The 23,052-nt window shown below is 71.4% G+C and carries 17 protein-coding genes and 1 riboswitch; of the genes, 9 read left to right on the forward strand and 8 right to left on the reverse strand.

All coding sequences use genetic code 11. From position 1 onward, the window contains the following. Nucleotides 1-78: 78 nt before the first annotated feature. Nucleotides 79-9,417, forward strand: coding sequence for an SDR family NAD(P)-dependent oxidoreductase (locus G3I71_RS21180; RefSeq protein WP_343243022.1), 9,339 nt, complete (start codon nucleotides 79-81; stop codon nucleotides 9,415-9,417). 335 nt (nucleotides 9,418-9,752) lie between these two features. Here the strand turns inward: G3I71_RS21180 and G3I71_RS21185 are convergent, their stop codons facing one another. Next, the gene (locus G3I71_RS21185; RefSeq protein WP_164316409.1) at nucleotides 9,753-10,997 is read right to left on the reverse strand and encodes an IS110 family transposase; all 1,245 of its coding nucleotides are present in this window, start codon (nucleotides 10,995-10,997) and stop codon (nucleotides 9,753-9,755) included. Nucleotides 10,998-11,417: 420 nt separating this feature from the next. Here G3I71_RS21185 and G3I71_RS21190 point away from each other — a divergent pair, with 420 nt between their 5' ends. Beyond that, nucleotides 11,418-12,545 (forward strand): 8-amino-7-oxononanoate synthase, encoded by a 1,128-nt coding sequence (locus G3I71_RS21190; RefSeq protein ID WP_164316410.1) that lies wholly within the window; start codon nucleotides 11,418-11,420, stop codon nucleotides 12,543-12,545. An 85-nt stretch (nucleotides 12,546-12,630) separates the two neighbouring features. On the opposite strand, the gene G3I71_RS21195 is transcribed toward G3I71_RS21190, so the two are convergent. Together G3I71_RS21195 and G3I71_RS21200 are read right to left on the reverse strand one after the other, a co-directional pair. Further along, nucleotides 12,631-12,855, reverse strand: a complete 225-nt coding sequence (locus G3I71_RS21195; RefSeq protein ID WP_164316411.1) for a DUF397 domain-containing protein — start codon at nucleotides 12,853-12,855, stop codon at nucleotides 12,631-12,633. A 10-nt stretch (nucleotides 12,856-12,865) separates the two neighbouring features. After that, entirely contained in the window at nucleotides 12,866-13,723 is an 858-nt protein-coding gene (locus G3I71_RS21200; RefSeq protein WP_164316412.1) for a helix-turn-helix transcriptional regulator, read from the reverse strand. A gap of 212 nt (nucleotides 13,724-13,935) precedes the next feature. Here G3I71_RS21200 and G3I71_RS21205 point away from each other — a divergent pair, with 212 nt between their 5' ends. Continuing rightward, nucleotides 13,936-14,397, forward strand: coding sequence for an ATP-binding protein (locus G3I71_RS21205; RefSeq protein WP_164316413.1), 462 nt, complete (start codon nucleotides 13,936-13,938; stop codon nucleotides 14,395-14,397). An 11-nt stretch (nucleotides 14,398-14,408) separates the two neighbouring features. Here the strand turns inward: G3I71_RS21205 and G3I71_RS21210 are convergent, their stop codons facing one another. Then, the gene (locus tag G3I71_RS21210) at nucleotides 14,409-15,335 is read right to left on the reverse strand and encodes a LysR family transcriptional regulator (RefSeq protein WP_164316551.1); all 927 of its coding nucleotides are present in this window, start codon (nucleotides 15,333-15,335) and stop codon (nucleotides 14,409-14,411) included. Nucleotides 15,336-15,451: 116 nt separating this feature from the next. Between G3I71_RS21210 and G3I71_RS21215 the strand changes: the two genes are divergently transcribed. Then, nucleotides 15,452-16,090, forward strand: a complete 639-nt coding sequence (locus G3I71_RS21215; RefSeq protein WP_164316414.1) for a LysE family translocator — start codon at nucleotides 15,452-15,454, stop codon at nucleotides 16,088-16,090. A gap of 56 nt (nucleotides 16,091-16,146) precedes the next feature. Here the strand turns inward: G3I71_RS21215 and G3I71_RS21220 are convergent, their stop codons facing one another. The 3 genes from G3I71_RS21220 to G3I71_RS21230 all read right to left on the reverse strand — a co-directional run bounded on the left by G3I71_RS21220 (nucleotide 16,147) and on the right by G3I71_RS21230 (nucleotide 18,147). Then, a complete protein-coding gene (locus G3I71_RS21220) occupies nucleotides 16,147-16,620 on the reverse strand; it encodes a C40 family peptidase (RefSeq protein ID WP_164316415.1) in 474 nt (157 codons plus the stop codon). A gap of 3 nt (nucleotides 16,621-16,623) precedes the next feature. Beyond that, a riboswitch (cyclic di-AMP (ydaO/yuaA leader) is annotated at nucleotides 16,624-16,803 on the reverse strand. Between the two features lie 383 nt (nucleotides 16,804-17,186). After that, nucleotides 17,187-17,495 carry a hypothetical protein gene (locus G3I71_RS21225; protein ID WP_164316416.1) on the reverse strand — a complete coding sequence of 103 codons (309 nt, stop codon included), beginning with the start codon at nucleotides 17,493-17,495 and terminating at the stop codon, nucleotides 17,187-17,189. A gap of 7 nt (nucleotides 17,496-17,502) precedes the next feature. Beyond that, nucleotides 17,503-18,147, reverse strand: coding sequence for an ATP-dependent Clp protease proteolytic subunit (locus G3I71_RS21230; protein WP_164316417.1), 645 nt, complete (start codon nucleotides 18,145-18,147; stop codon nucleotides 17,503-17,505). Between the two features lie 256 nt (nucleotides 18,148-18,403). Between G3I71_RS21230 and G3I71_RS21235 the strand changes: the two genes are divergently transcribed. Then, nucleotides 18,404-18,679 (forward strand): type II toxin-antitoxin system Phd/YefM family antitoxin, encoded by a 276-nt coding sequence (locus G3I71_RS21235; protein ID WP_164316418.1) that lies wholly within the window; start codon nucleotides 18,404-18,406, stop codon nucleotides 18,677-18,679. A gap of 122 nt (nucleotides 18,680-18,801) precedes the next feature. Here the strand turns inward: G3I71_RS21235 and G3I71_RS21240 are convergent, their stop codons facing one another. Continuing rightward, nucleotides 18,802-19,839 carry an ABC transporter permease gene (locus G3I71_RS21240; RefSeq protein ID WP_164316419.1) on the reverse strand — a complete coding sequence of 346 codons (1,038 nt, stop codon included), beginning with the start codon at nucleotides 19,837-19,839 and terminating at the stop codon, nucleotides 18,802-18,804. A 105-nt stretch (nucleotides 19,840-19,944) separates the two neighbouring features. Here G3I71_RS21240 and G3I71_RS21245 point away from each other — a divergent pair, with 105 nt between their 5' ends. From G3I71_RS21245 to G3I71_RS21260, 4 genes are all read left to right on the forward strand, one after another. Further along, nucleotides 19,945-20,595, forward strand: a complete 651-nt coding sequence (locus G3I71_RS21245; RefSeq protein ID WP_164316420.1) for a TetR/AcrR family transcriptional regulator — start codon at nucleotides 19,945-19,947, stop codon at nucleotides 20,593-20,595. A 112-nt stretch (nucleotides 20,596-20,707) separates the two neighbouring features. Continuing rightward, nucleotides 20,708-21,010, forward strand: a complete 303-nt coding sequence (locus G3I71_RS21250) for an urease subunit gamma (protein WP_164316421.1) — start codon at nucleotides 20,708-20,710, stop codon at nucleotides 21,008-21,010. A gap of 14 nt (nucleotides 21,011-21,024) precedes the next feature. Next, nucleotides 21,025-21,336 (forward strand): urease subunit beta, encoded by a 312-nt coding sequence (locus G3I71_RS21255; RefSeq protein ID WP_164316422.1) that lies wholly within the window; start codon nucleotides 21,025-21,027, stop codon nucleotides 21,334-21,336. Continuing rightward, nucleotides 21,329-23,050, forward strand: coding sequence for an urease subunit alpha (locus G3I71_RS21260; RefSeq protein WP_164316423.1), 1,722 nt, complete (start codon nucleotides 21,329-21,331; stop codon nucleotides 23,048-23,050). Before G3I71_RS21255 ends, G3I71_RS21260 begins: the two co-directional genes overlap by 8 nt. Nucleotides 23,051-23,052 lie beyond the last annotated feature (2 nt).

Below are 23,052 nucleotides of genomic sequence, written 5' to 3' on the forward strand. Positions count from 1 at the left end.
GGAGAGGTCGCGGGGCCTGAGGGCGAGTCTGTGCCGGGGGTCGAGGCAGCGCCCGTTTCGGGTCCTGTGCCTTGGACGGTGTCCGCGGCCACCGAGGCCGCGCTGCGTGCGCAGGCGAGCCGCCTCCACGACCACCTGAACGAGCACCCCGACCTCACCACCACCGACGTCGGACACTCCCTCGCCACCACCCGCGCCGCCCTCGAGCACCGGGCGGTACTCGTCGCCGACGACCGGGACGGCTTCCTCAACCGGCTGCGTGCCCTGGTCGAGGACACGGAGATGCCTGGCCTGGTCACGGGGACAGGCACCAAGGCGAAGACGGTGTTCGTGTTTCCGGGGCAGGGGTCGCAGTGGGTGGGAATGGCGGCCGAACTGCTCAGTTCTTCGCCGGTGTTCGCGGCGAGGATGGCAGAGTGCGAGCAGGCGTTGTCGGAGTTCGTGGACTGGTCGTTGACCGATGTCCTGTCCGATGAGGTCGAGTTGGGCCGGGTGGATGTGATCCAGCCGGTGCTGTGGGCGGTGATGGTGTCGCTGGCGGAGGTGTGGCGGTCGTACGGCGTGGAGCCGGCGGCCGTCGTCGGTCACTCGCAGGGCGAGATCGCGGCGGCCGTGGTGGCGGGTGCGTTGTCCTTGGAGGACGGTGCCCGCGTGGTAGCCCTCCGTTCGCAGGCGATCCTCGCACTGTCGGGCAAAGGAGGGATGGTCTCCGTACAGCTGCCCGCGGACAACGTGCGCGAGAAACTGGCCCGTTGGGGCGGCCGGATCGATCTGGCGGCGGTCAACGGCCCGGCCTCGGTCGTGGTCGCCGGCGAGACCGAGGCGCTCGACGAGTTGTTGGCGTGGGCGCAGGAACAGGGTGTACGGGCACGGCGGATCGCCGTCGACTACGCCTCGCACTCCTTCCAGGTGGAGGGCCTGCGTGTGGAGTTGGCGGATCTGCTGGCCGACGTGACGCCGGTGTCATCCCAGGTGGCCTTCTACTCGGCGGTGACCGGAGACCGGGTCGACACGGAGAGCCTGGACGGGGATTACTGGTTCCGGAATCTGCGGCAGCCGGTGGAGTTCGAGCGGGTGACACGGCTGCTCCTGGAGCAGGGGCACGACGTCTTCGTCGAGGTGAGCCCCCACCCCGTACTCACGGCCGCTGTGCAGGAGACGGCCGAGTCGGCCGGCCGCGACGTGGCTGTCACCGGAACGCTCCGCCGCGGCGAGGGCGGCCCCGAGCGGCTGCTGCTGTCGTTGGGCGAGGCGTACGTCCGGGGCGCCGGTGTCGTCTGGCAGGAGTGGTTCGCGGGCAGTGGCGCCAGGCCGGTCGACCTGCCCACCTACGCTTTCCAGCACCGCCGCTTCTGGATGGAGCTGCCGGACGGCGCCGGAGCACGTGCCTCGTCCGGCCGGGCGACCGACGACTGGCGTTACCGCGTGGCCTGGCGGCGCATCACCCTCTCGCCCCGCGCCGCGGAGGGGGCGCCGCTGTCTGGGCACTGGCTGCTGGTCGTCCCCCACGGCAGCGACGGGGGAGAGATCGCGGAGGCGCTGCGCACGGCAGGTGCCGACCTGGACGTCTCCAGCAACGCGACCCTCGGTACGGACATCGCGGAACACGCCGGTGGGTACGCCGGTGTCGTCTCCCTGCTGGAGACGGCCGGTGACGCCCTCGTCCTGACCCGCGCCCTGCGCGCGGCGGACGTGAAGGCGCCGCTGTGGTGGCTGACCCGGGGGGCCGCAGCCGTGGCCACCAGTGACGCCGTACGGTCGGAGGCGACTCGGCTGTGGGGGCTCGGCCAGGTGCTGGGCCTTGAGCATCCCGACTGGTGGGGTGGTCTTCTCGACCTGCCGCGCGAGTGGAGCGAGAGCGTCGCCGCCCTGCTGCCGGCCCTGCTGTCGGGCGCTGCCGCGGGTGAGGACCAGCTGGCGATCCGCGGCCCCGCGGCCTACGCGCGGCGGCTGGTGCGGGCTCCGCTCACCGACCGTGGGCCGGTACGGCCCTGGAAGCCGCGCGGCACGGTACTGATCACCGGCGGCACCGGCGGCATCGCCGCCCATCTGGCCCGCTGGCTGGCCGCCGACGGCGCGGAGCACCTGCTGCTCGTCAGCCGCCGGGGCGCCTCCGCGCCCAGGGCCGACGAACTCGCCCAGGAACTGAGGGCACTCGGAGCCGAGGTGACGTTCGCGGCCTGCGACGTGGCCGACCGGGATGCCCTGGCCGCCGTACTGGCGGACGACATACCGCCGTCGTGGCCCCTGAGCGCCGTCATCCACGCCGCCAGTTCCACGAGTTACGGTCCGGCGCTCGCCGTCGAACCGCAGGAGCTGACGGACGGCATGGCGGCCAAGGCGGAGGGCGCCCGGCACCTGGACGAACTCACCTCCGGTCTCGACCTCGACGCGTTTGTGCTCTTCTCGTCCGGCGCCGCAGTCTGGGGCAGCGCGGGCAACGCGACCTACGCTGCCGCCAACGCCTACCTCGACGGGCTCGCGTACGAGCGGCGGGCACGCGGGCTGACGGCGACCTCGCTCGCGTGGGGCGGCTGGGCCGACGGAGGCATGCTGGAAGGCTTCGGAGCGCTCGCCGACCAGCTGAACCGCATGGGCGTACGGCAGATGCGGCCCGAGTCGGCGATCGAGGTGATGCGGGAGGCCGTCGAACACGGCGAGACCGCGCTGACGGTCAGCGACATGGACTGGGCGCGGTTCGCACCCGTCTACGCCCTGTCCCGGCGCCGCCCGCTGATCGAGGAGATCCGCGAGGCGGCACGCGCGCTGCGCGGCGATTCCGACGCCGACCGCGCCTCCAGTGACGACACCACCGCCGCCGGCCGGTTGCGCGAGCGCCTCGCCGGACTCGCCGAACCGGAGCGGCGTGCCGTGCTGCTGGATCTGGTGCGTACCCGGGCGGCGGCGGTGCTGGGCCACTCCGACGTGGCGGAGATCGCGGCCGGCCGGCCGTTCAAGGACCTGGGGTTCGACTCGCTGACTGCGACCGAGCTGCGCAACCGTCTGAACGCCGCGACCGGTCTGCGCCTGCCCGCCACCCTGGTCTTCGACCATCCCACCCCCACCGCCCTCGCCACCCTCCTGCACCAGGAACTGCTGGGCGGCGTGGAAGCAGCGAGCCCCGCGCTGCCGCCCGCCCGCCTGCCCGTGGACGACGACCCGCTCGCCGTCGTCGGGATGGCCTGCCGCTACCCCGGCGGTGTCACCGGCCCGGAGGACCTGTGGCGTCTGGTCACCGAAGGCCGGGACGAGATGGCGGACTTCCCCGTGGACCGGGGCTGGGACGCGCTGGCCCTCTACGATCCCGGACGGCAGACCACCCTCTCCGGACAGGGTGCCTTCCTCTACGACGCGGGCGACTTCGACGCGGAGTTCTTCGGCATCTCGCCCCGCGAGGCGCTCTCCATGGACCCGCAGCAGCGACTGCTGCTCGAAGCGTCGTGGGAGGCGATCGAACAGACAGGCATCGACCCGCTGTCCCTGCGTGGCAGCCGCACCGGCGTGTTCGTCGGTGGCACCCCGCAGGAGTACGGCGCTCTGCTGATGAACTCCCCTTCCCTGGCAAGCGGTTACGCACTGACCAGCTCGTCCGGCAGCGTCATGTCAGGCCGGGTGTCGTATGTGCTGGGTCTTGAGGGTCCGGCGGTGACGGTGGACACGGCGTGTTCGTCGTCGTTGGTGGCGTTGCATCTGGCGGGGCAGGCGCTGCGGGCGGGCGAGTGCGACCTCGCGCTGGCCGGCGGCGTCACCGTCATGGCGACACCCGGGGCGTTCGCCGAGTTCGCCAACCAGGGCGGCCTTTCCTCCGACGGGCGGTGCAAGGCGTTCGCGGACACGGCCGACGGCACCGGCTGGGGCGAGGGCGTGGGGATGCTGGTGGTGGAACGGCTCTCCGACGCCCGCCGCAACGGCCATCGGGTGCTGGCCGTGATCCGGGGCTCGGCGGTGAACCAGGACGGCGCGTCGAACGGGCTGACCGCGCCCAACGGACCCTCCCAGCAACGGGTGATCAGGGCGGCCCTGGCCAACGCCGGTCTTGCCGCGACGGACGTCGACGTCGTCGAGGCGCACGGCACGGGGACCCGGCTGGGCGATCCGATCGAGGCGCAGGCCCTGCTGGCGACGTACGGCCGCGACCGCCCTGAGGACCAACCCCTGTGGCTCGGCTCCATCAAGTCCAACATCGGCCACACCCAGTACGCCGCCGGTGTCGCCGGGGTCATCAAGACCGTGTTGGCGATGCGGGAGGGCGTGCTGCCGCGCACGCTGCACGTGGACGAGCCGACGCGGCAGGTGGACTGGTCCGCCGGTACGGTACGGCTGCTGACGGAACACCAACCCTGGCCGGAGACCGGGCGCCCGCGCCGGGCGGCCGTCTCGTCATTCGGCATCAGTGGCACCAACGCCCATCTCGTCCTCGAACAGGCACCCGAGCAGGAGCAGGATGCCGAGCCGGCGACGGGGCCGGAAGCAACGCCGGAAGCGCCCCGACCCGCGAGCGTCGTGCCCTGGCTCGTCTCGGGCCACACCGAAGCCGCCCTGCGCGACCAGGCCGCACGTCTCCTCGCCGACCTGAGGGCACGCCCCGGCACGACCCCGCTGGACGTCGCCTGCTCGCTCGCCACCACGCGCAGCGCTCTCGCCCACCGCGCGGCCGTCGTCGCCGACGACCTCCCCGCGCTGGTCGCGGGCCTGGAGTCGCTGGCCGTCGGCACGCCGGCCGCCACCGCCGAGGTGATCCGGGGCGTCGTGCGCGAAACCCCGCTCGCCGTCGTCTTCCCCGGTCAGGGATCCCAACGGGTGTGCATGGGGCGGGAGTTGTACGAGCGCCACCCCGTCTTCGCCGTCGCCTTCGACGCGATCTGCGCGGAGTTCGACGGGCTGCTGCCCCGCCCACTGCGCGACGTCGTTTTCGCCACCGACCCCCAACGTCCCGGGGAACTGGACCGGACCGAGTTCACCCAGCCCGCCCTCTTCGCCGTGGAAGTGGCGCTGTACCGGCTCCTGGAGAGCTGGGGCATCCGTCCCGACGTACTGATCGGCCACTCCGTCGGAGAACTCGCCGCCGCCCACGTCGCCGGAGTCTGGTCACTCGCCGACGCCTGCCGCGTGGTCGCGGCGCGCGGCCGACTGATGCAGGCGCTGCCGCCCGGCGGAGTCATGCTGGCCGTCCAGGCGCTCGAGACCGAGGTGGTCGGGGTACTGGCCTCTCACTCGGACCGCAGTGTCGGCATCGCTGCGGTCAACGGCCCCACCTCGGTGGTCGTCTCCGGCCCACAGAGCGAGATCCTGGGGGTCGCGGCCGAGTTCGTCGGGCTTGGCTACCGGACCAAGAAGCTCGCGGTGAGCCATGCCTTCCACTCCTCGCTCATGGAGCCCATGCTCGCGGACTTCGCCTCGGAACTGGCGCGGGTCGCCTTCCACGAGCCCGAACTGACCGTCATCTCCAACATCACCGGAACCGCGGCCTCCGCGGCCGAACTGTGCGCGCCCGGTTACTGGGTCAGGCATGTGCGTGACACGGTCCGCTTCGTCGGCGGGCTGCGCACTCTGCTCGACCGAGGGGTGCGCACCTTTCTGGAGGTGGGCCCGGGCGGCGCCCTGACCGCGATGACCGAGGAGACCGCAGCCGATCACACCCCCTCCGCCGTGACCTGCCTGGCCGCCCTGCGCGGAGGTGACCTCGGTGAGGCCGACGCCCTGGTCGCGGCGGTCGCACGGCTCGCCGTCGAGGGCACGCCGGTCGACTGGGACACGTACTTCGCGGGCACGGGCGCCCGTACGGTCCCGCTGCCGACGTACGCCTTCCAGCACCGACGCTTCTGGCTGCGCGTACTCGGCGGCGTCGGCGCCGGCCGGGACGCGTCGGCCGTCGGCCTGGTCGCGGTGGACCACCCCATGCTCGGCGCGGTCACCGCGCTGCCCGCGTCCGGTGGGGTGCTGCTCACCGGTCGGCTCGACCTCGCCGGCCACCCCTGGCTGGCCGACCACGCGCTGGCCGGCACCCCGCTGCTGCCCGGCACGGCCTTCGTCGAACTGGCCCTGCACGCAGGCGAACACGTGGGCTGCGACCGGCTCGACGAACTCGTCATCCACGCGCCCCTGCCACTTCCGCCGTCCGAACGCGCCGGAATCGCCCTCCAGTTGACGGTCGAAGCCGCGGACAACAACGGCCGACGGCCCTTCACCGTCCACGCCAGGTCCGAGGAGACCCCCGATCTGTCGTGGACCCGGCACGCCACCGGCCTCCTCGCCCAGGGCAGCCCGACAGCCGAACCGGACACGGGCGACACCGCCCACCCGCCGGCCGACGCCCGCCGGGTACCGCTGGACGACTTCTACGACAGGACCGCCGAAGCGGGCCTCGAATACGGCCCGGCCTTCCACGGCCTCACCGATCTCTGGCAGACGGCGGGCACACTTTACGCCCGGGTGGTCCTGCCCGACGATGTCGGCACCGACTCCCGTACGGACCCCGACGACGGCACGGACACCGCCGACGGGTACGCCGTCCACCCGGCGCTCCTGGACGCGGCACTCCAGCCCCTGGCCCTCGGCATCCTCGGCGCGGACGGCCCCGAGGGCGCCGCGGTCCCCGCGGGACTGCCCTTCGCCTGGTCGGGCGTACGGCTGTACGCGACCGGCGCCGACGAACTGTACGTCCGGCTCTCGCCCACCGGGGACGGCGCGGTACGCGTACACCTGACCACCCCCGACGGCCGGCCCGTCCTGACCGTCGATTCCCTGACCCTGCGCACACCCTCGGCCGTCCCGGAGCGCGCCACCGCGCACGAGAACGAGCCGTTGTACCGGCTGCAGTGGCCGACCGCGGCACCCGCCTCCGGGTCCGGGCAGGCGCCCGGTGCGTGGGGCATGCTCGGCCTCGATCCGCAGGAACTGCGGCCCCGACTGGCCACTGCCACCGGCCTGGACGTCGTCCCCTACCTCGACCGCCAGTCCCTCACCGAGTCGCTCGACAGCGGTGCGCCGGCTCCCACCGCCGTCGTCGTCTTCTGCGACGCGCCGGAGAACGACAACGCGGCCACCGCAGCCCGCAACGCCACCCACGAGACGCTCGGCACCCTGGGCGCGTGGCTCGCCGACGAACGGCTGGCCGGCATCCGACTGGTGCTCGTCACCCACGGCGCGGTCGCTGTCGGCCCGCACGACCGGGGGCCACGACCGTCCTCCGCCGCCGTGTGGGGCCTGGCCCGAGCGGCCCAGGCCGAGCATCCGGGCCGGATCGTCCTGGTCGACCTGGACGAGGACGACACCTCGCTCGCCGCCCTGCCGGGCGCACTCGCGACAGGAGAACCGCAACTGGCCCTGCGCGCCGGCACCGCCCACCTGCCTCGGCTGACCCGACTGCCCGCGACGCCGAGGGAACCGGCCGTCCCCCCGGGCGGGCAGCCGACGCGGTTCGACACACACGGCACCGTCCTGGTCACCGGCGCGACCGGAGCCCTCGGCGCCCTCGTGGCCCGGCACCTCGTCACCCGACACGGTGTACGGCACCTGCTGCTGGCCGGCAGGCGCGGGTCGGCCGCCCCCGGAGCGGACACCCTGACCGCCGAACTCACCGACGCCGGTGCCCGGGTCACGTTCGCCGCGTGCGACGTCGCCGACCGCGAGGCGCTCGACCGGCTGCTCGCCGGGATCCCCGCCGAACATCCCCTCACCGGAGTCGTCCATCTCGCCGGAGTGGTGGACGACGGTCTCGTCACCGATCTGACTCCCGAACGACTCGACAGCGTCCTGCGTCCCAAGGCCGACGCGGCCTGGCACCTGCACGACGCCACCGCAGGACACGAACTGACCGCCTTCGTGCTGTTCTCCTCCGCCGCAGGAGTGCTGGGCAGCCCTGGCCAGGCCAACTACGCGGCAGCCAACGCCTTCCTCGACGCCCTGGCCCAGTACCGCCGGGCCGCGGGGCAGCCCGCGCTCTCCCTCGCGTGGGGCCCCTGGCAGGGCACCGGCGGCATGGCCGACGCACTCGACGCGTCCGCACGGGTCCGGCTCGGCGGCAGCGGGCTTCTGCCCTTCACCGCCGAGTTCGGACTGGAGGCCCTCGACCGGGCCATGGCGGAACCGGACGAGCCGCTGCTCGTTCCTCTCCGCCTCGCGCTCAGGTCCGCCGAAGCGATGCCCGCGGAACGGATTCCGGCCGTCCTGCGCGGCCTTGTCCGCGCCGCCGCTCCCCGAAGGACCTCCGTCCGGGATGGCAACCACGGCGGTGACCGGACGGGGGCCACGGGGCTTGCCGGTCTCGACCCCGCCACTCGCGAGGCGGCGCTGCTGGAACTCGTGCGCGCCGAGGCCGCCCGGGTGCTGGGGTACAGCGGCCCCGACGGCATCGATGCCGACCGGGCCTTCGGCGAGCTGGGATTCGACTCCCTCACCTCGGTCGAGCTCCGCAACCGGCTCACCGCCGCCACCGGACTGAGGCTCCAGCCCACCCTGGTCTTCGACCATCCGACCCCTACGGCACTGGTCACGGCCCTCAACCGGCAGTTCACCGCCCCTGCTGACGAGCCCGCGCGCGCCGCGGCCCCGACCGACCCGGCCACCGCTGTCGCGGGTGCCGTCGAGGCCCTTTACCGGCATGCCCTCACCGTCGGCCGCTACGACCAGGCAGGCAAGGTCCTGATGAACTCGGCGGGCCTGCGCCCGGCGTTCACCTCGGCCGACCAGGTCGGCAGCGCCCCGGGACTGGTCAAACTCGGTGACGGAGACCAGTATCCGGCCCTCGTCGGCCTGCCGTCGACCTCCGTGTGGGCCAGCGACCAGGAGTTCGTCAGCCTCGCTCGGCCGTTGCGCGGCCTGCGAAGCACCTACTCCCTGATGATGCCGGGATTCACCGCCGACGAACTCGTCGCCGGCAGCGTCGAGGCGGTCGTCGAGCACGCGGCCCGCACGATCCTCCGTGACCTGGACGGTGCCCCGTTCGCCCTGGCCGGCCGGTCCTCCGGAGGGTCGCTCGCGTACGCGGTCGCAACCCGTCTGGAGGAACTCGGAACCCCCGCCACCGGCGTGGTCATGCTGGACACCTACCTGGCCGGCACCCCGCAGACCGACTACATCGTCCATGTCATGGAGGAGCGTTCCCTCGAACGAGAGGCCGAGTTCGGACGCATGACCGGCATGCGACTCACCGCGATGGCCACGTATTTCGCCCTCTTCGAGACCTGGAGGCCACGGCCTGTCGACACCCCCGTACTCCTGCTCCGCGCCTCCGAACTGATTCCTGCCGACTCCGGCCGGCCGCGCATCGTCCCCGACGAGTGGCAGACCGTGTGGCCGGTACCGCTGGACGTGGTGGACGTCCCCGGCGACCACCACTCGATGATCGAAAAACACGGAGAGACAACCGCGCGGACCCTTGATGACTGGCTAAAGAACCAGGCAGGGCGTGCCTGATGAGCAGATACACGCCCTGGGTTCGGCCGCGAGGCGAATAGCACGCATCGGCGGGTCCCGTTACTCCGGGGCCCGTCGGCCTGGAGGGCTCCTTCTGCCGCGGGATGCGGCTGGCCGCGGTGGACGGTTTTGTGCTGGACGCGCCGGACACACCAGCCAACCGGGCCGCGTTCGGTGGGCCGGTCAAGAACGGCCAGCCGGCGGGGTTCCCTCAAGTGCGGGTGGTGTGATAAAGCCTCTGACGCGTAAATAGGACCTGTTCAGAGTGGGTGTGGGCAGGGTTGTGTGCCCGGCGTCGTGGAGTGTGGGCGCCGGGTGCGTGGTCGTGCCGGTGGTCAGGCTGCCGCCTCGATGGGGTTGAGGGTGACGCTGTAGCCGAGTTGGTTGAGCTGAGTGATGGCGCGGCGGGCGGTGCGTTCGGGGTCGCGTTGGGTGAAGTAGGCGCCGCCGAGTTCGTGGTAGGGCCTGGTGTCGGTGAGCATGTGCCAGATCGCGGTGATGATCGAGTGCTCGACGGCGACCAGGGCTTTCATCACGCCTCGGCGGGCGGTGAGCCGTTTGTAGCGGGCGGCGAGGTAGCTGTCTTTGGTGCGGGCGGCGCCCATGGCGGCCAGGCCGAGGGCGCCTTTGAGGTAGGGGTTGCCGGGGCGGACCTTCGAGTTTTTGGTCCGGCCGGCGGACTGGTGGTGGCCGGGGCGGACTCCGGCCCAGGAGGCCAGGTGTTTGGCGGTGGGGAAGCGGCTCATGTCGCCGCCGGTCTCGGCGACGATCACTTCGGCGATGGCCTGGTTGATTCCGGGGACGGTGTCGAGGAGGTCCAGGGCGTCGCGAAAGGGCGCCATCGCCTCCTCGATCCGCCCAGTGAGCTGCTCGATGACGGCGGTGAGCTGGTCGTACTGGTCCAGATGCAACCGGGTCAGGAAGGCGTGGTGCTCGCGGAAGCGTCCGGTCAGTGCCTCGGTGAGGGCAGGGATCTTGTTGCGGAGCTTGCGTTTGGCGAGCTCGGCGAGCACCTGCGGGTCGCGTTCCCCGGCGATCAGGGCTTCGAGCATCGCCCGGCCCGAGACGCCCATGATGTCGGCGGCCACCGCGGAGAGTTTGATGCCGGTGTCCTCCAGCAGCTTCTCCAGCCGCTGGACGACCCTGCTGCGTTCGCGGGTCGCCACTGTCCGGGCCCGGGTCAAGTCGCGTAGTTCCCGCACCGGCTGGGGCGGCACGAAGGAGGCTTTGAGCAGGCCGTGTGCGCCGAGCTGGGCCAGCCAGGCCGCGTCCGAGACATCCGTTTTGCGGCCGGGCAGGTTCTTGGCCTGCCGCGCGTTGACGAGGATCACGTTCAAGTCCTCGGCCAGCAGGTGGTGGAAAGGTTTCCAGTAGTCCGAGGTCGCCTCCATCACCACCGGCGTGACCTGCGCGGCGAGCAGGTGGTCCCGCAGTTCCAGCACCGCGTTCGTGGTCGCGCCCCAGGTGGTGGTCTCGGTGGTGAAGGTCCCGCGCCGCCGGGCACTGGGAGTTCGGACGCAGACCTTGGCGTCTTTCTTGCTGATGTCCAGACCCGCGCAGCGTTCGTGGAGGACGTCCACGGCTCGCTCCTTCCACTCGGCAGAGGGCAAAGCGGTACGCCGTTCCGGGAGGGCCAGGGTGGATCAGGAATCTGACGCCCGTGCTCACAGCAACACTCCACGGTCCCCGTGGACGGCCCTCAGCACCATGCTGACCTACGAGCTGCACAGCATCACAGAGGCAACGGTTTCGGCCGGAACGGCCACACCACGATCCCGAACCCGACCCAGCCACCGTCAGGGCATACAGAAGCACCCCCGGCGTGCGCCGGGATTTACCGCTCTCCCGGCGCACGCCGAAGGCGCGCTGGGTTGCTGACCTGTGTTGATTCTTTGCTTGATAATTCTGGCTGTGGGTATTGCCACATCCTGGGTGTCGGAGGGGCCCGCTAGGGTCTGTCCACTGCCTACAAACGTGTAGCTGCCCCGGAGGACCGACCCATGGCGTTCGGCTGGATCGACGAGCAGGCCGAGGCGCGCCGCCGCGCCGGACTCGTGCGGACCCTGCGGCCCCGCCCCGCCGACTCATCGCTCCTCGACCTCGCGAGCAACGACTATCTGGGCCTGGCCCGCCACCCCGAGGTCACCGAGGGCGCGGCGAGGGCCGCCCGGCGTTGGGGCGGCGGGGCCACCGGCTCGCGGCTCGTCACCGGCAGTACCGAACTGCACGCGGAACTCGAACGCGAACTGGCCGGTTTCTGCGGTTTCGAGGCAGCCCTGGTCTTCTCCTCCGGCTACGCCGCCAATCTCGCCGCGGTCACCGCGCTCGCACCGCACGGCTCCCTCGTCGTCTCGGACGCGGGCAACCACGCCTCGCTGATCGACGGCTGCCGCCTGGCCCGGGGAACGACCCAGGTCGTCGGGCATGCCGACCCGGACGCCGTCCGCAAGGCGCTCGGCACGCACACCGGGCCCGCCGTGGCCGTGTCCGACACCGTCTTCTCGGTCGACGGGGACGCGGCACCGCTGGCCGACCTCGCCGCCGTCTGCCGGGAGTTCGACGCCGGGATGGTGGTCGACGACGCGCACGGGCTGGGGGTTCTGGGCGAGGGCGGGCAAGGGTCGGCGTACGCGGCCGGACTTGCGGGCGCACCGGACGTCGTCGTGACCGTCACGCTGTCCAAGTCGCTCGGCAGCCAGGGGGGTGCTGTGCTGGGACCCGCGCCGGTGATCGAGCACCTCGTCAACGCGGCCCGTACGTTCATCTTCGACACCGGTCTCGCCCCCGCGGCGGCGGGCGCGGCCCTCGCGGCCCTCACGCTGCTGCGCCGCGAGCCCGAACGGGCCGCACGGGCGCGTGCGGTGGCGCGCGAGCTGCACACCCGGCTGACGGCTCAGGGGCTGGCGGCGGTACGCCCGGACGCGGCCGTCGTCTCCGTGCGCGCGCCGTCACCGGAGGAGGCCGTGCGGTGGGCGGCCGACTGTCGGGCCGCAGGAGTGGGCGTGGGCTGCTTCCGCCCGCCGTCCGTGCCCGACGGAGTGTCCCGGCTGCGGCTGACCGCCCGCGCGGACCTGACCGAGGAACAGATCGCGCGGGCGGTACGGGTGATCGGCGAGAACCGATCGTAGATCCGTAGATCCGTAGATCCGTGGTGCGGGTGATCAGTGACACGCGACCATGAGTCGGCGGACGCGGCCGTGTGTCGTAGGGCGATCACCGGAGCGCGGTGAGGAAGCCCTCCCAGCTCTCGGGGGAGAAGAGCAGGGCGGGCCCCGCCGCGTTCTTGGAGTCGCGTACGGCGAGCAGTCCGGCCCGGACTCCGGTGTCCGGACGGGCCGTCTCCACACAGTTGTTCGCGCCGGTGCTGTAGCTGCTGCGCAGCCATTGCGCACCGGGTGGTTCGACGACGGACGGTACGTTCCGAGGCAGTGCGGACATTGGTGCCTCCTTACACGCCGTGATTCAGACCGGCGATGAAATCCAACGAATCCCCGGGCGAAAGGGCGTGGATCTGAAGGGTGTTGAAGGCCTCGCTGTAGGCCTGGAGGTCTTCTTTCCGTTCGAGGTAGAGGCTACTCATCATCTGGTCGAGAACAACCACATCCAAGTCAGAAGTGCTCGGAAAGGAGAAGATAACGAAAGGGCCAGTGATGCCGATGTACGCCCCTGCGGTGAACGGCAGGATCTGGAGTTGCACTTGGGGCAGCCGGGCCGCTTCCACAAGGCGTCCCAACTGACGCGTCATCACCTCGGGCCCGCCCACTTCACGGCGCAGCACCGCCTCGTCGAGGACCGCGCTCAGCGCCAGCGGCGGGTCCGAACGCAGCACGTCCTGCCGGGCCAGCCGCACCTCGACCAGCGCGTCGAGCCGTGTCTCCTCCAGGCTGTCCACAGCCGCCCGGGTCATCGCACGGGCGTACTCCGGGGTCTGCAGCAGCCCCGGTACCACCGAGGTCTCCAGCGTGCGCATCGTGCTGGCCTGCGACTCCAGGCTGATGAAATCCCGGTAGGTGGGCGGCAGTACGCCACGATAGGCGTGCCACCAGCCGTGCTGACCGCCGTCCTCGCCGCCCGCCAGTACGAGCAGCAGCTCGCGCGACTCGCCGTCCGGCACCTCGTACGCGTCCAGGAGTAACCGGACGTCCGCCGGTTTCACCCCGCTCGCGCCTGTCTCGATCCGGCTCACCTTCGACTGGTGCCAGCCCACCAGACGGGCCGCCTCACCGCTCGTGAGACCGGCCCTGGCACGCAGCGCGCGCAGTTCGGCACCCAGTTTTCGGCGGCGCACCGCGGGACCGTACTGCATGGGCAACTCCTTACTCCTAATGAGCCGCCCAAATACGCTCTGGGGTAGCAGAGTTCACCGCTTCGAGCGACAGATATATGCATATCTTGGTGGATCGCACCCCGTGACCGGCGCGGGAATGGCAGTCTGGCGCGAAGCACCAGTCCGGGACCGTACTCGAACCAGCCGCTCCGTGTCGGGCCGCGGTCCTGTGGGAAAGGGACGACGTCGCCATGGCAGACCACCTGGAAGCATCCGTCACTCTGCCGAGCGATCCCGCCTCGGTCTCCGCCGCCCGCGCGTATGTGGCCAACGTGCTGGCGGAATGGGGCCTGCCGGGTGACGCCGAAGCCGCCGACAGCATCCGTCTGATCGTCTCGGAACTCGCCACGAACGCCGTACAGCACACCTTCGGGTTGTCACCCACCTTCACGGTGGACATCGCCCTCGACCGCGATGAACATCTGCGCATCGGAGTGACCGACAGTCACCCGCGCTTCCCCAAACGTCTGCCCGCCGCCGTGCAGCAGGACAACGGCCGGGGGATGGTCATCATCCGCTGGCTGACCGCCGAGTCGGGCGGCAGACTGCGCGTCCATCCCACCCGCGAGGGCGGCAAGACGGTGTCGATCGAACTCCCGTGGACGGTCCCGGCCAGGCCCCCGGTGACGGCGGTCGGCCAGCAGGAGCCGTAACGGTTCGCCGCCTACGCCAGGTTGCCGCTGCCGTGCGCGCGGCCGAACGCGCCCCGCAGCAGGGCGCGGAACGCGTCGGCTGCGGGCGCGGTCTCGCCGGTGCGGCGGACGACCGAGATCGTCCGGCGCAGGTCGCCCGGTTCCAGCAGGCGGGTCCCGACCGGCGTGACCGCCGTCCGCGCCACCATCTCCGGTACGACCGCCACCCCGAGCCCCGCGCTGACCAGCGCGCACACCAGGGCGTACCCCGGCGTCGCCACCAGCACCGACGGGGTGGCGCCGGCCCGGGCGAGGGCAGCCTCCACGCCCTGGCGGGGCGGATGGTTCGGCGCCATGCTGATCAGCGGCTGGCCCGCCAGCTCGGCCAGCGGCAGCCGCGAGGCGTCCCCCGCCAGCACATGGCCGGGTGCGGTCACCAGGACCAGTTCCTCGACCAGGACCGGCTCGGCGGTGACCGACGAGGGCAACGGCGCGCGTACGGCCGGTTCGTAGGCGTGCGTGAGCGCGAGATCGACCTCTCCGGCGGCCACGGCGGCCACACCGTCCGGCGGTTCGTAGTCCGCGACGGACAGCTCCACGTCCGGATGGGCCCGGCGGAACGCGCTCAGCACCGGCGGCAGCAGCTGGATACCGGCCGTCTGGAAGGTGCCCAGCCGCAGCGCACCGCCCGACAGGCCGGTGAGCCGGGCCAGTTCGTGCCGGGCGCGGTCCAGCTCGTCCAGCACCCGGCGGGCACGCGTCACCAGCAGCTCGCCCGCCGGTGTGAGCCGGGCGCCCCGGTGATGCCGTACGAGCAGGGCGATGCCCGTCTCCCGCTCCAGCTTGGCGAGTTGCTGCGACAGTGCGGGCGGCGTGTAGCCGAGGCGTTCGGCGGCGCGGGTGATGGATCCGGCCTCGGCGACCGCCACGAGAGCGGCGAGACGGGTGGGGTCGTACATCCGGCCGCTCCAGGGACAGAGAGGGGAAGCCATGGCCGAGGCATAACGGTTGCTTAAGGCAGACCCAGGGTATTCGACATACCTGCTGAAGGCAGGCTCCGGGCACGCTGGACGCCATGGACGCACAGCTCATCGCCTTCACCGGGGTCGCCGCAGGCATGGTCGCCATGCCGGGCGCCGATTTCACCGTCGTCGTGCGCAACGCCCTCGTCTCCCGGCGGGCCGGGGTCGTGTGCGCGCTGGGGGTCACCGGCGGGCTGCTTCTGCACACCGCGCTGGCCGTCGCCGGTGTCGCCGCCGTGCTCACGGCGGTGCCCGCGCTCTTCCGCGCACTGCAACTGCTGGGCGGGGTCTACGTGTTGTACCTCGGGGCGCGGACGCTGCGGTCGCTGCGCGGGCCCCGGGAGGCGGTGATTGCGGTGGCCGAGGAGGCACGGACCGCCGTACGTCCGTGGCGGCAGGGCTTCGTCACCAACGCGCTCAACCCGAAGGCGCCCATCACGTTCCTGAGTCTGCTGCCGCAGTTCGTGCCGGCGGGCTCTCCCGCGCTGCCCCGGACGCTGCTGCTCGCGCTGATCATCGTGGCGCTGGCCCTGGTGTGGTTCCCGGCGGTGGCGCTCCTGGTGGACCGGCTCGGCCGGTGGCTGCGCCGGCCGCGGGCGGCCCGGGCCGTCGAGGCGGTCACCGGCACCGCGCTGACGGTCCTCGGCGCGCTGCTCCTGCTGGAGCCGCTGCTGTCGCTTCTGTCGCTGTGAAGGGTCCCGGACCGGGACGGCGGCTCACCTACGGCCGCCGTCCCGCCCCGGGGAGGTCAGCTGACCCGGCCGTACCAGACGCTCTTCGTCCAGATCTTCTGGAGCTTCACGACGTCCCCGGTCTTCGGGGAGTGCCAGATCTTTCCCTTTCCGGCGTATATGCCCACGTGGTAGACGTTCGAGCCCGAGTGGAAGAAGACCAGGTCTCCGCCCCGACGGCTCTTGGCGGCTATGTGCTTGGTCTTGTTGTACTGGGCCGCCGCCGTACGAGGCAGCTTCTTGCCCGCCTTCTTGTACGAGTAGAGCGTGAGCCCGGAGCAGTCGAACCTGCCCGGTCCCGCGGCGCCGTACTTGTAGGGGGAGCCCTTCTTGGAGGCCGCGATCTGGAGTGCCTTCGTCGACGGTGCGATCGCCGCGGCTTCGGTTGCGACACCGGGGATCACCAGGGTGCCGCCGACGGCGGCGAGGGTGAGAGCCGAGGCCGTACCGGCACGGGTCATCAGTGACGGGACACGATTGAGCGCAGACATGCGTAACCCTTCGTCAGCCGCCTGTGAAGGATGACCTGTCGGATTCGGGCTGGCGAAGTTGCCCGGCCGCTGACGCGGCTTCACCCCAAGGGCTGCTCGGCCCGGTCATGGCGTGACCGTTCCGGCGACCCGTCGTGCCTGGGTCCTCCACTCCTGCCGATGCACATCTGTCGACCGGTCATCCGGGCGGCGGCAGGACTCGGCGTCCGCCCGGATCGCCCCGCCGCTTGTGGCGGGGGCTTGTCGTCAGGAAGGGATCTTGGCTCATGTAAGTAGGAAAATCCCAATGGAATCGGGGCTTTGTGGTGTTACTCACCGCTGGCCCATTCGGGTGGACACCCGTACCCCCGGACGACTTTCGAGGGGGTCGCGCACCCCCGGACCAGCGCTTGAGCGGTCTCGTTTCGGTCACGAACTACGCGCGTCGCGCAAGCCGAACGGGCCGGTCGAGGGAGCCGTCTCTACTCCAAACGGGGGATGGCGAGCAGTCACTTCCCGCCCCGTTCCGGACGGTCGGTCGCCGCGATACACGGGCCCGCCCGGCACGGCTGCGCCGAACCGGTGAGTCAACTGGCGGGCTCACGCGGAACGGTGACACGCGCGGTGCGGCGCTCCCCGTCGAGGACGCGCAGCGCACGCGCGAGCGTAGGGGCGTGCACCTCGGCCTCGCCCCGCTGATGCATCAACTCCAGCGCGTCGCGCAACGCCACCGCCTTGGCGACCAGCGCCTGCGCGGCCCGCAGGCCGCGGTACGTGTCGCCGTGGTACGCCGGGTTGATACGGCCGAGCAGATCGGCCACTTCGAGGTAACGGTCGATCAACTCGCCCTCCGCACGCGTCAGGGCGGGCAGCGGAGGCAGTTCGGGCGGAAGCATCGGCGGCTCACCTCGTGCCGGGGGAGGGGGGCGAGGACTTGCGGCTGGGCACGATCCGGTCCACGAGGCCGTACTCCAGGGCGGCTTGGGCATCGAGGATCTTGTCCCGCTCGATGTCCGCGGCGACCTGCTCAGGGCTCTGTCCGGTGTGCCGTACGAGCAGTTCCTCCAGCAGATTACGGACCCGGCCCAACTCCCGGGCCTGAATGGCGAGATCGCTGGCCTGTCCATGGATCGGCTCGGACAGTGAGGGCTGGTGGATGAGCACCCGGGCCCCCGGCAGCGCGCTGCGCTTGCCCGGCGTGCCCGCCGCCAGCAGTACGGCCGCCGCGGAGGCCGCCTGCCCCAGGCAGATCGTCTCCACCTCGCAGGTGACGTACTGCATCGTGTCGTAGATCGCCGTCATCGCACTGAACGAGCCGCCGGGGGAGTTGATGTAGAGCGAGATGTCCCGGTCCGGCGCGAGGTATTCGAGATGCATGAACTGGGCCATCACGTCGTTCGCCGAGATGTCGTCGACCGGCGTCCCGAGAAAGACGATCCGCTCCTCCAGGAGCTTCGAGTACGGATCCAGTGTCCGGCTCCCCGCACTGGTTCGTTCGGTGAACTCGGGCAGGACGTAGCGGGCTGACGGGTCGTCGCTGTCGTTCATGGCGCGCGCCTCCTCGATGGCTTCCGTAAAAAATGTACAGGACGTACAGAGTTCGGCGCGAGGGCTCCGCGAGGTGCTCGCTGACAGCGAAAACCCCGGGGGTGCGCTGCTCCACGGGGTTCTCGGTGCCGGCTTCGGGCGGAGGTCGGGTGAGCGGACCTCGGCCCTTCTGCGGGGGCGTCGGAGGGCGGGGCCAGGGCCTGCCGGGCCCCACGTCCGCGGCCTGATCCGCCGGGCAGGCCCTAGGCTGGAACACATGGCCTACGAGATTCCGGTGACGCAAGCCAGGGCTGAACTCGCCGACCTGATCAACAAGGTGGTGTACGGCGGTGAGCGCGTCGTCGTGACGCGGCACGGCAAGCCCCTCGTCGCCCTGGTCTCCGCAGCCGATCTGGAACGCCTCGACGAGCTGGACGCGGCGGAGGAGCACGTCGTCAGCGCGGTCTCCAGCGTCAGGGAGGCCGCTGCCGGGCCCGTCGAACGGCAGAGGTTCGGCATCGCGGCGGAGCATCGCGGGTCCGGAGCGCGCTGAGCGCGCTCAGCGGTCGGACGGGCCGGCGGATGAGGGGGACTGCGCGAGAACGGCCGGGTGCCCCCATCCGCTGCGGCGGGGGCACCCGGCCGCCGGTCCGGGCCCGGTTTCGGTGTGGGCGGTCAGGTCAGCAGAGCGGGTTCCCGCTCGGCGGCGGCCGTCATCGGCTCGCTGTTCCCGTCCTCCGTACGGCGCCTGAGCGCGCTGCCCAGCAGGACCGCGCCGAGGCCGAGCGCCGCCCACCAGGTCAGGGTCAGGGCGGGCCCCAGGGCCGCCGCGCCGTCGAAGAACGACACCGAGCGGAGCAGGGAGGCGCCCGCACCCGGCGGCAGCCACTGGCCGATCGTGCCGACGGGGTGGGGCAGCAGTCGAGGGGCACTGGAAGCGCCGGAGAAGGGGTTGCCGGGCAGGACGACGGTCAGGCCGCCGAGGCCGATTCCCGCGGTGCCCAGCAGTGCGGCGAGTCCGGCGACCGCGCCGCTCACGGCGAGTGTCGTCAGTCCCAGCGCGGCGGCCTCCGCCCACCAGTCGCCGGTGAGCACGCCGAGCCAGCTGTGCGCGAGCGCGGCGGCGACGACACCGACCAGCGCGCCGGCGGCAAGCAGCGCACCGGCCGCCCGTACCCCGCGCAGGCCGAGCAGGGTGACCACGGCGCCGGCGGCCACACCGGCGAGAGCCAGCGGCAGCAGGCTCGCGCCGAAGGCGGCGCCGCGCGGGTCGTTCGCGGCGGAGGGGACGACGTCGACGGTCCTGACCTGAGCGCCGGATCCACCGGACCGCGCCGCCTGTTCGGTCACCGCCTGCTGGAGGAGCTGGGCGACGACGGGGCTCGCGGCCGACGCGGTGAGCAGCTCGGGGCCCTGGGCGGTGACGACCACGGCACCGTATACGGTCCGGTTCTCGATGGCGTCGCGGGCGGCGGCCTCGTCGGCGTAACGGTGGATCTCGAAGGCACCCTCGTGGGCGGCCAGTTGCCGCTCCATCTGTGTGACCGCGGTGGCCGGGCCCGCCACGCCGAGCGGCAGGTCGCGGGGTGCGAGGCGAGCGGCGGGCCAGGCGAAGGCCCAGAGTGCCGGCGCGGCCAGGACGGGGACCAGGACGATGACGGCGATCAGGTGGTGGCGGTGCCCCTGGGCGGTCGCAGTGGCATTGGTGGACATGGTTTCCCTCGAATCTAAAAAGAAGGATCGTTCGTTTTAGGAGTCATCACCGTCCTGCGGGCAGCTCGTCTTGTCAAGAAGGAATGTTCGTTCTACTTTGTGGGCATGGCCCGTGTATCCCAGGAACACCTCGACGCCCGACGCCGTCAGATCCTCGACGGGGCGGCACTCTGCTTCGCACGGGGCGGCTTTCACGCCACGTCGATGCAGGACGTGCTCAAGGAGGTCGACCTCTCCGCCGGGGCCGTCTACCGCTACTTCACCGGCAAGGAGGAGCTGATCGCCGCCATCGTCATCGAGGTGCTGCAGGAGGTCGGGGACGCCTTCGAGACCGCGGGCGAGCAGAGCCCGCCTCCGGCGCCGGACGTGATCGTGGGTGAGGTGATGGGCAGGATGCTGGGCCTGCGGCCGGGGCTGGCGCACGAGGGGGCAGCCGTCTTCCCCCGGCTGATCGTCCAGGTGTGGGCCGAGACATTGCGCGACGGCGAACTGTCGAAGGTGCTCAACGAGGGCTACGCCAAGGTCCGTGAGCCCTGGGTGCGGCTGGTCGAGCGCTATCAGGAAGCCGGGATGATGCGGGCCGACGTACCGGCCGAGAGCGTCGCACGGACCATGATCGCTGCGGCCCAGGGCTTCATCGCGCAGATGGCCCTCTTCGGGGGCGCGCCGATGGAAGTGCTTCAGGATGGAATTCGCGGTCTGATGAGCATGGGCGGGCCCGCCCCGCGTGCCCCGGGTGGATCACGGGCCGGTTAACGTCCTTGAAACTCCGGCCAACTAGCGTGCCCATCTCGCCACCAGCGGTTTTGGTGGCATCGGGCCAACCGGACCCCGCACGGTCCGGAGCGAGGATGTGAGGTGGGAAGCCGTGCAACTGACCCCGCACGAGCAGGAGAGGCTGCTGATCCATGTGGCGGCGGACGTGGCCGAGAAGCGCCGGGCCCGTGGGCTCAGGCTGAACCATCCCGAGGCGGTCGCGCTGATCACCTCGCACATCCTCGAGGGCGCCCGTGACGGACGTACGGTCGCCGAGCTGATGTCCTCCGGACGGACGCTGCTGGCCAGGGAGGACGTCATGGAGGGCATCCCCGAGATGATCCATGACGTCCAGGTCGAGGCGACCTTCCCGGACGGCACCAAGCTCGTCACCGTCCACGACCCGATCGTCTGAGGGGCGGGACTGCCGTGATTCCCGGAGAGATCCTGTTCGCCGACGGACCCGTTGTGTACAACGAGGGCCGCGAGGTCACGTCGATGACCGTGCTGAACGCCGCCGACCGGCCCGTCCAGGTCGGATCCCACTACCACTTCGCCGAGGCCAATCCCGGCCTGGAGTTCGACCGCGCGGCAGCGCGCGGCAAGCGGCTCAACATCGCCGCCGGCACCGCCGTACGCTTCGAACCCGGGATCCCCGTCGACGTCCAACTCGTTCCGCTCGCCGGCGCGCGCATCGTGCCCGGACTGCGCGGGGAGACCGGAGGTGCCCTCGATGCCTGAGATCTCGCGTGCCGCGTACGCCGACCTGTTCGGCCCCACCACCGGCGACCGTATCCGGCTCGCGGACACCGACCTGCTGATCGAGATCGAGGAGGACCGCAGCGGCGGTCCCGGTCTCGCCGGTGACGAGGCGGTGTTCGGCGGCGGCAAGGTCATCCGCGAATCCATGGGCCAGGCCCGCGCTACGCGCGCAGACGGCACCCCGGACACGGTCATCACGGGCGCGGTGATCGTCGACCACTGGGGCATCGTCAAGGCCGACATCGGCATCCGCGACGGCCGCATCACCGGCATCGGCAAGGCGGGCAACCCCGACACGATGGACGGGATCCACCCCGACCTGGTCATCGGTCCGGAGACCGAGATCATCGCGGGCAACGGCCGGATCGTGACGGCGGGTGCCATCGACGCGCACGTCCACCTGATCTGCCCGCAGATCGCCGACGAGGCGCTCGCGTCGGGCATCACGACCATCGTAGGTGGCGGTACGGGCCCGGCCGAGGGTTCGAAGGCGACCACGGTGACCCCCGGTCCCTGGCACCTCGCCCGGATGCTGGAGGCGATGGAGCAGTACCCGCTCAACTTCGGCCTGCTCGGCAAGGGCAACACCGTCTCGCACGACGCGATGCTCTCCCAGATCCGCGGCGGCGCCCTCGGCCTGAAGATCCACGAGGACTGGGGCTCGACCCCGGCCGCCATCGACGCGGCCCTGACCGTCGCCGACCGGACGGGCATCCAGGTCGCCATCCACACGGACACCCTCAACGAGGCCGGTTTCGTCGCCGACACGCTCGCCGCGATCGCGGGCCGCGGCATCCACGCCTACCACACCGAGGGTGCGGGCGGCGGGCACGCGCCGGACATCATGTCCGTGGTCTCCGAGCCGCACGTACTGCCGAGTTCGACCAACCCGACGCGGCCGTACACCGTCAACACCGCCGACGAACACCTCGACATGCTGATGGTCTGCCACCACCTGAACCCGTCGGTGCCGGAGGACCTGGCGTTCGCCGAGTCACGCATCCGGCCGTCGACGATCGGCGCGGAGGACATCCTGCACGACCTGGGCGCGATCTCGATCATCTCGTCCGACGCGCAGGCCATGGGACGGGTCGGCGAGGTCATCATGCGGACCTGGCAGACGGCCCATGTGATGAAGCGGCGGCGGGGCGCTCTGCCGGGTGACGGCAGCGCCGACAACCATCGAGTACGTCGCTATGTCGCCAAGTACACGATCAACCCGGCCCTCGCACAGGGTCTCGCGCGGGAGATCGGCTCGGTGGAGACGGGCAAGCTCGCCGACCTGGTCCTCTGGGAGCCCGCGTTCTTCGGGGTGAAGCCGCATCTCGTCATCAAGGGCGGGCAGATCGCCTACGCGCAGATGGGCGACGCGAACGCCTCGATCCCCACTCCGCAGCCGATCCTGCCCCGGCCGATGTTCGGGGCGATCGGGCGGGCGCCGGCGTCCAACTCGTTCAACTTCGTCGCCCAGTTGGCGATCGACGACGGGCTGCCCGAACGGCTTCGGCTCGGTAAGCGGTTCGTGGCGATCGAGTCGACCCGGGCGGTGACCAAGGCCGACATGCGGGAGAACGACGCGCGTCCGGACGTACGGATCAACCCCGACAGCTTCGCCGTGCACATCGACGGGGAGCTGGTCGAGGCCACGCCGGCCGCCGAACTGCCCATGGCCCAGCGCTACTTCCTCTTCTGATG

Origin of the sequence: Streptomyces sp. SID12501, from assembly GCF_010550245.1 — a bacterium.
Taxonomy (GTDB): domain Bacteria; phylum Actinomycetota; class Actinomycetes; order Streptomycetales; family Streptomycetaceae; genus Streptomyces.

Bases quoted from the DNA above. Each gene is read 5' to 3' on its own strand.
- G3I71_RS21190 (WP_164316410.1), top strand. From the start codon at position 11,418: ATGGCGTTCGGCTGGATCGACGAGCAGGCCGAGGCGCGCCGCCGCGCC.
- G3I71_RS21195 (WP_164316411.1), bottom strand. From the start codon at position 12,855: ATGTCCGCACTGCCTCGGAACGTACCGTCCGTCGTCGAACCACCCGGT.
- G3I71_RS21200 (WP_164316412.1), bottom strand. From the start codon at position 13,723: ATGCAGTACGGTCCCGCGGTGCGCCGCCGAAAACTGGGTGCCGAACTG.
- G3I71_RS21205 (WP_164316413.1), top strand. From the start codon at position 13,936: ATGGCAGACCACCTGGAAGCATCCGTCACTCTGCCGAGCGATCCCGCC.
- G3I71_RS21210 (WP_164316551.1), bottom strand. From the start codon at position 15,335: ATGTACGACCCCACCCGTCTCGCCGCTCTCGTGGCGGTCGCCGAGGCC.
- G3I71_RS21215 (WP_164316414.1), top strand. From the start codon at position 15,452: ATGGACGCACAGCTCATCGCCTTCACCGGGGTCGCCGCAGGCATGGTC.
- G3I71_RS21220 (WP_164316415.1), bottom strand. From the start codon at position 16,620: ATGTCTGCGCTCAATCGTGTCCCGTCACTGATGACCCGTGCCGGTACG.
- G3I71_RS21225 (WP_164316416.1), bottom strand. From the start codon at position 17,495: ATGCTTCCGCCCGAACTGCCTCCGCTGCCCGCCCTGACGCGTGCGGAG.
- G3I71_RS21230 (WP_164316417.1), bottom strand. From the start codon at position 18,147: ATGAACGACAGCGACGACCCGTCAGCCCGCTACGTCCTGCCCGAGTTC.
- G3I71_RS21235 (WP_164316418.1), top strand. From the start codon at position 18,404: ATGGCCTACGAGATTCCGGTGACGCAAGCCAGGGCTGAACTCGCCGAC.
- G3I71_RS21240 (WP_164316419.1), bottom strand. From the start codon at position 19,839: ATGTCCACCAATGCCACTGCGACCGCCCAGGGGCACCGCCACCACCTG.
- G3I71_RS21245 (WP_164316420.1), top strand. From the start codon at position 19,945: ATGGCCCGTGTATCCCAGGAACACCTCGACGCCCGACGCCGTCAGATC.
- G3I71_RS21260 (WP_164316423.1), top strand. From the start codon at position 21,329: ATGCCTGAGATCTCGCGTGCCGCGTACGCCGACCTGTTCGGCCCCACC.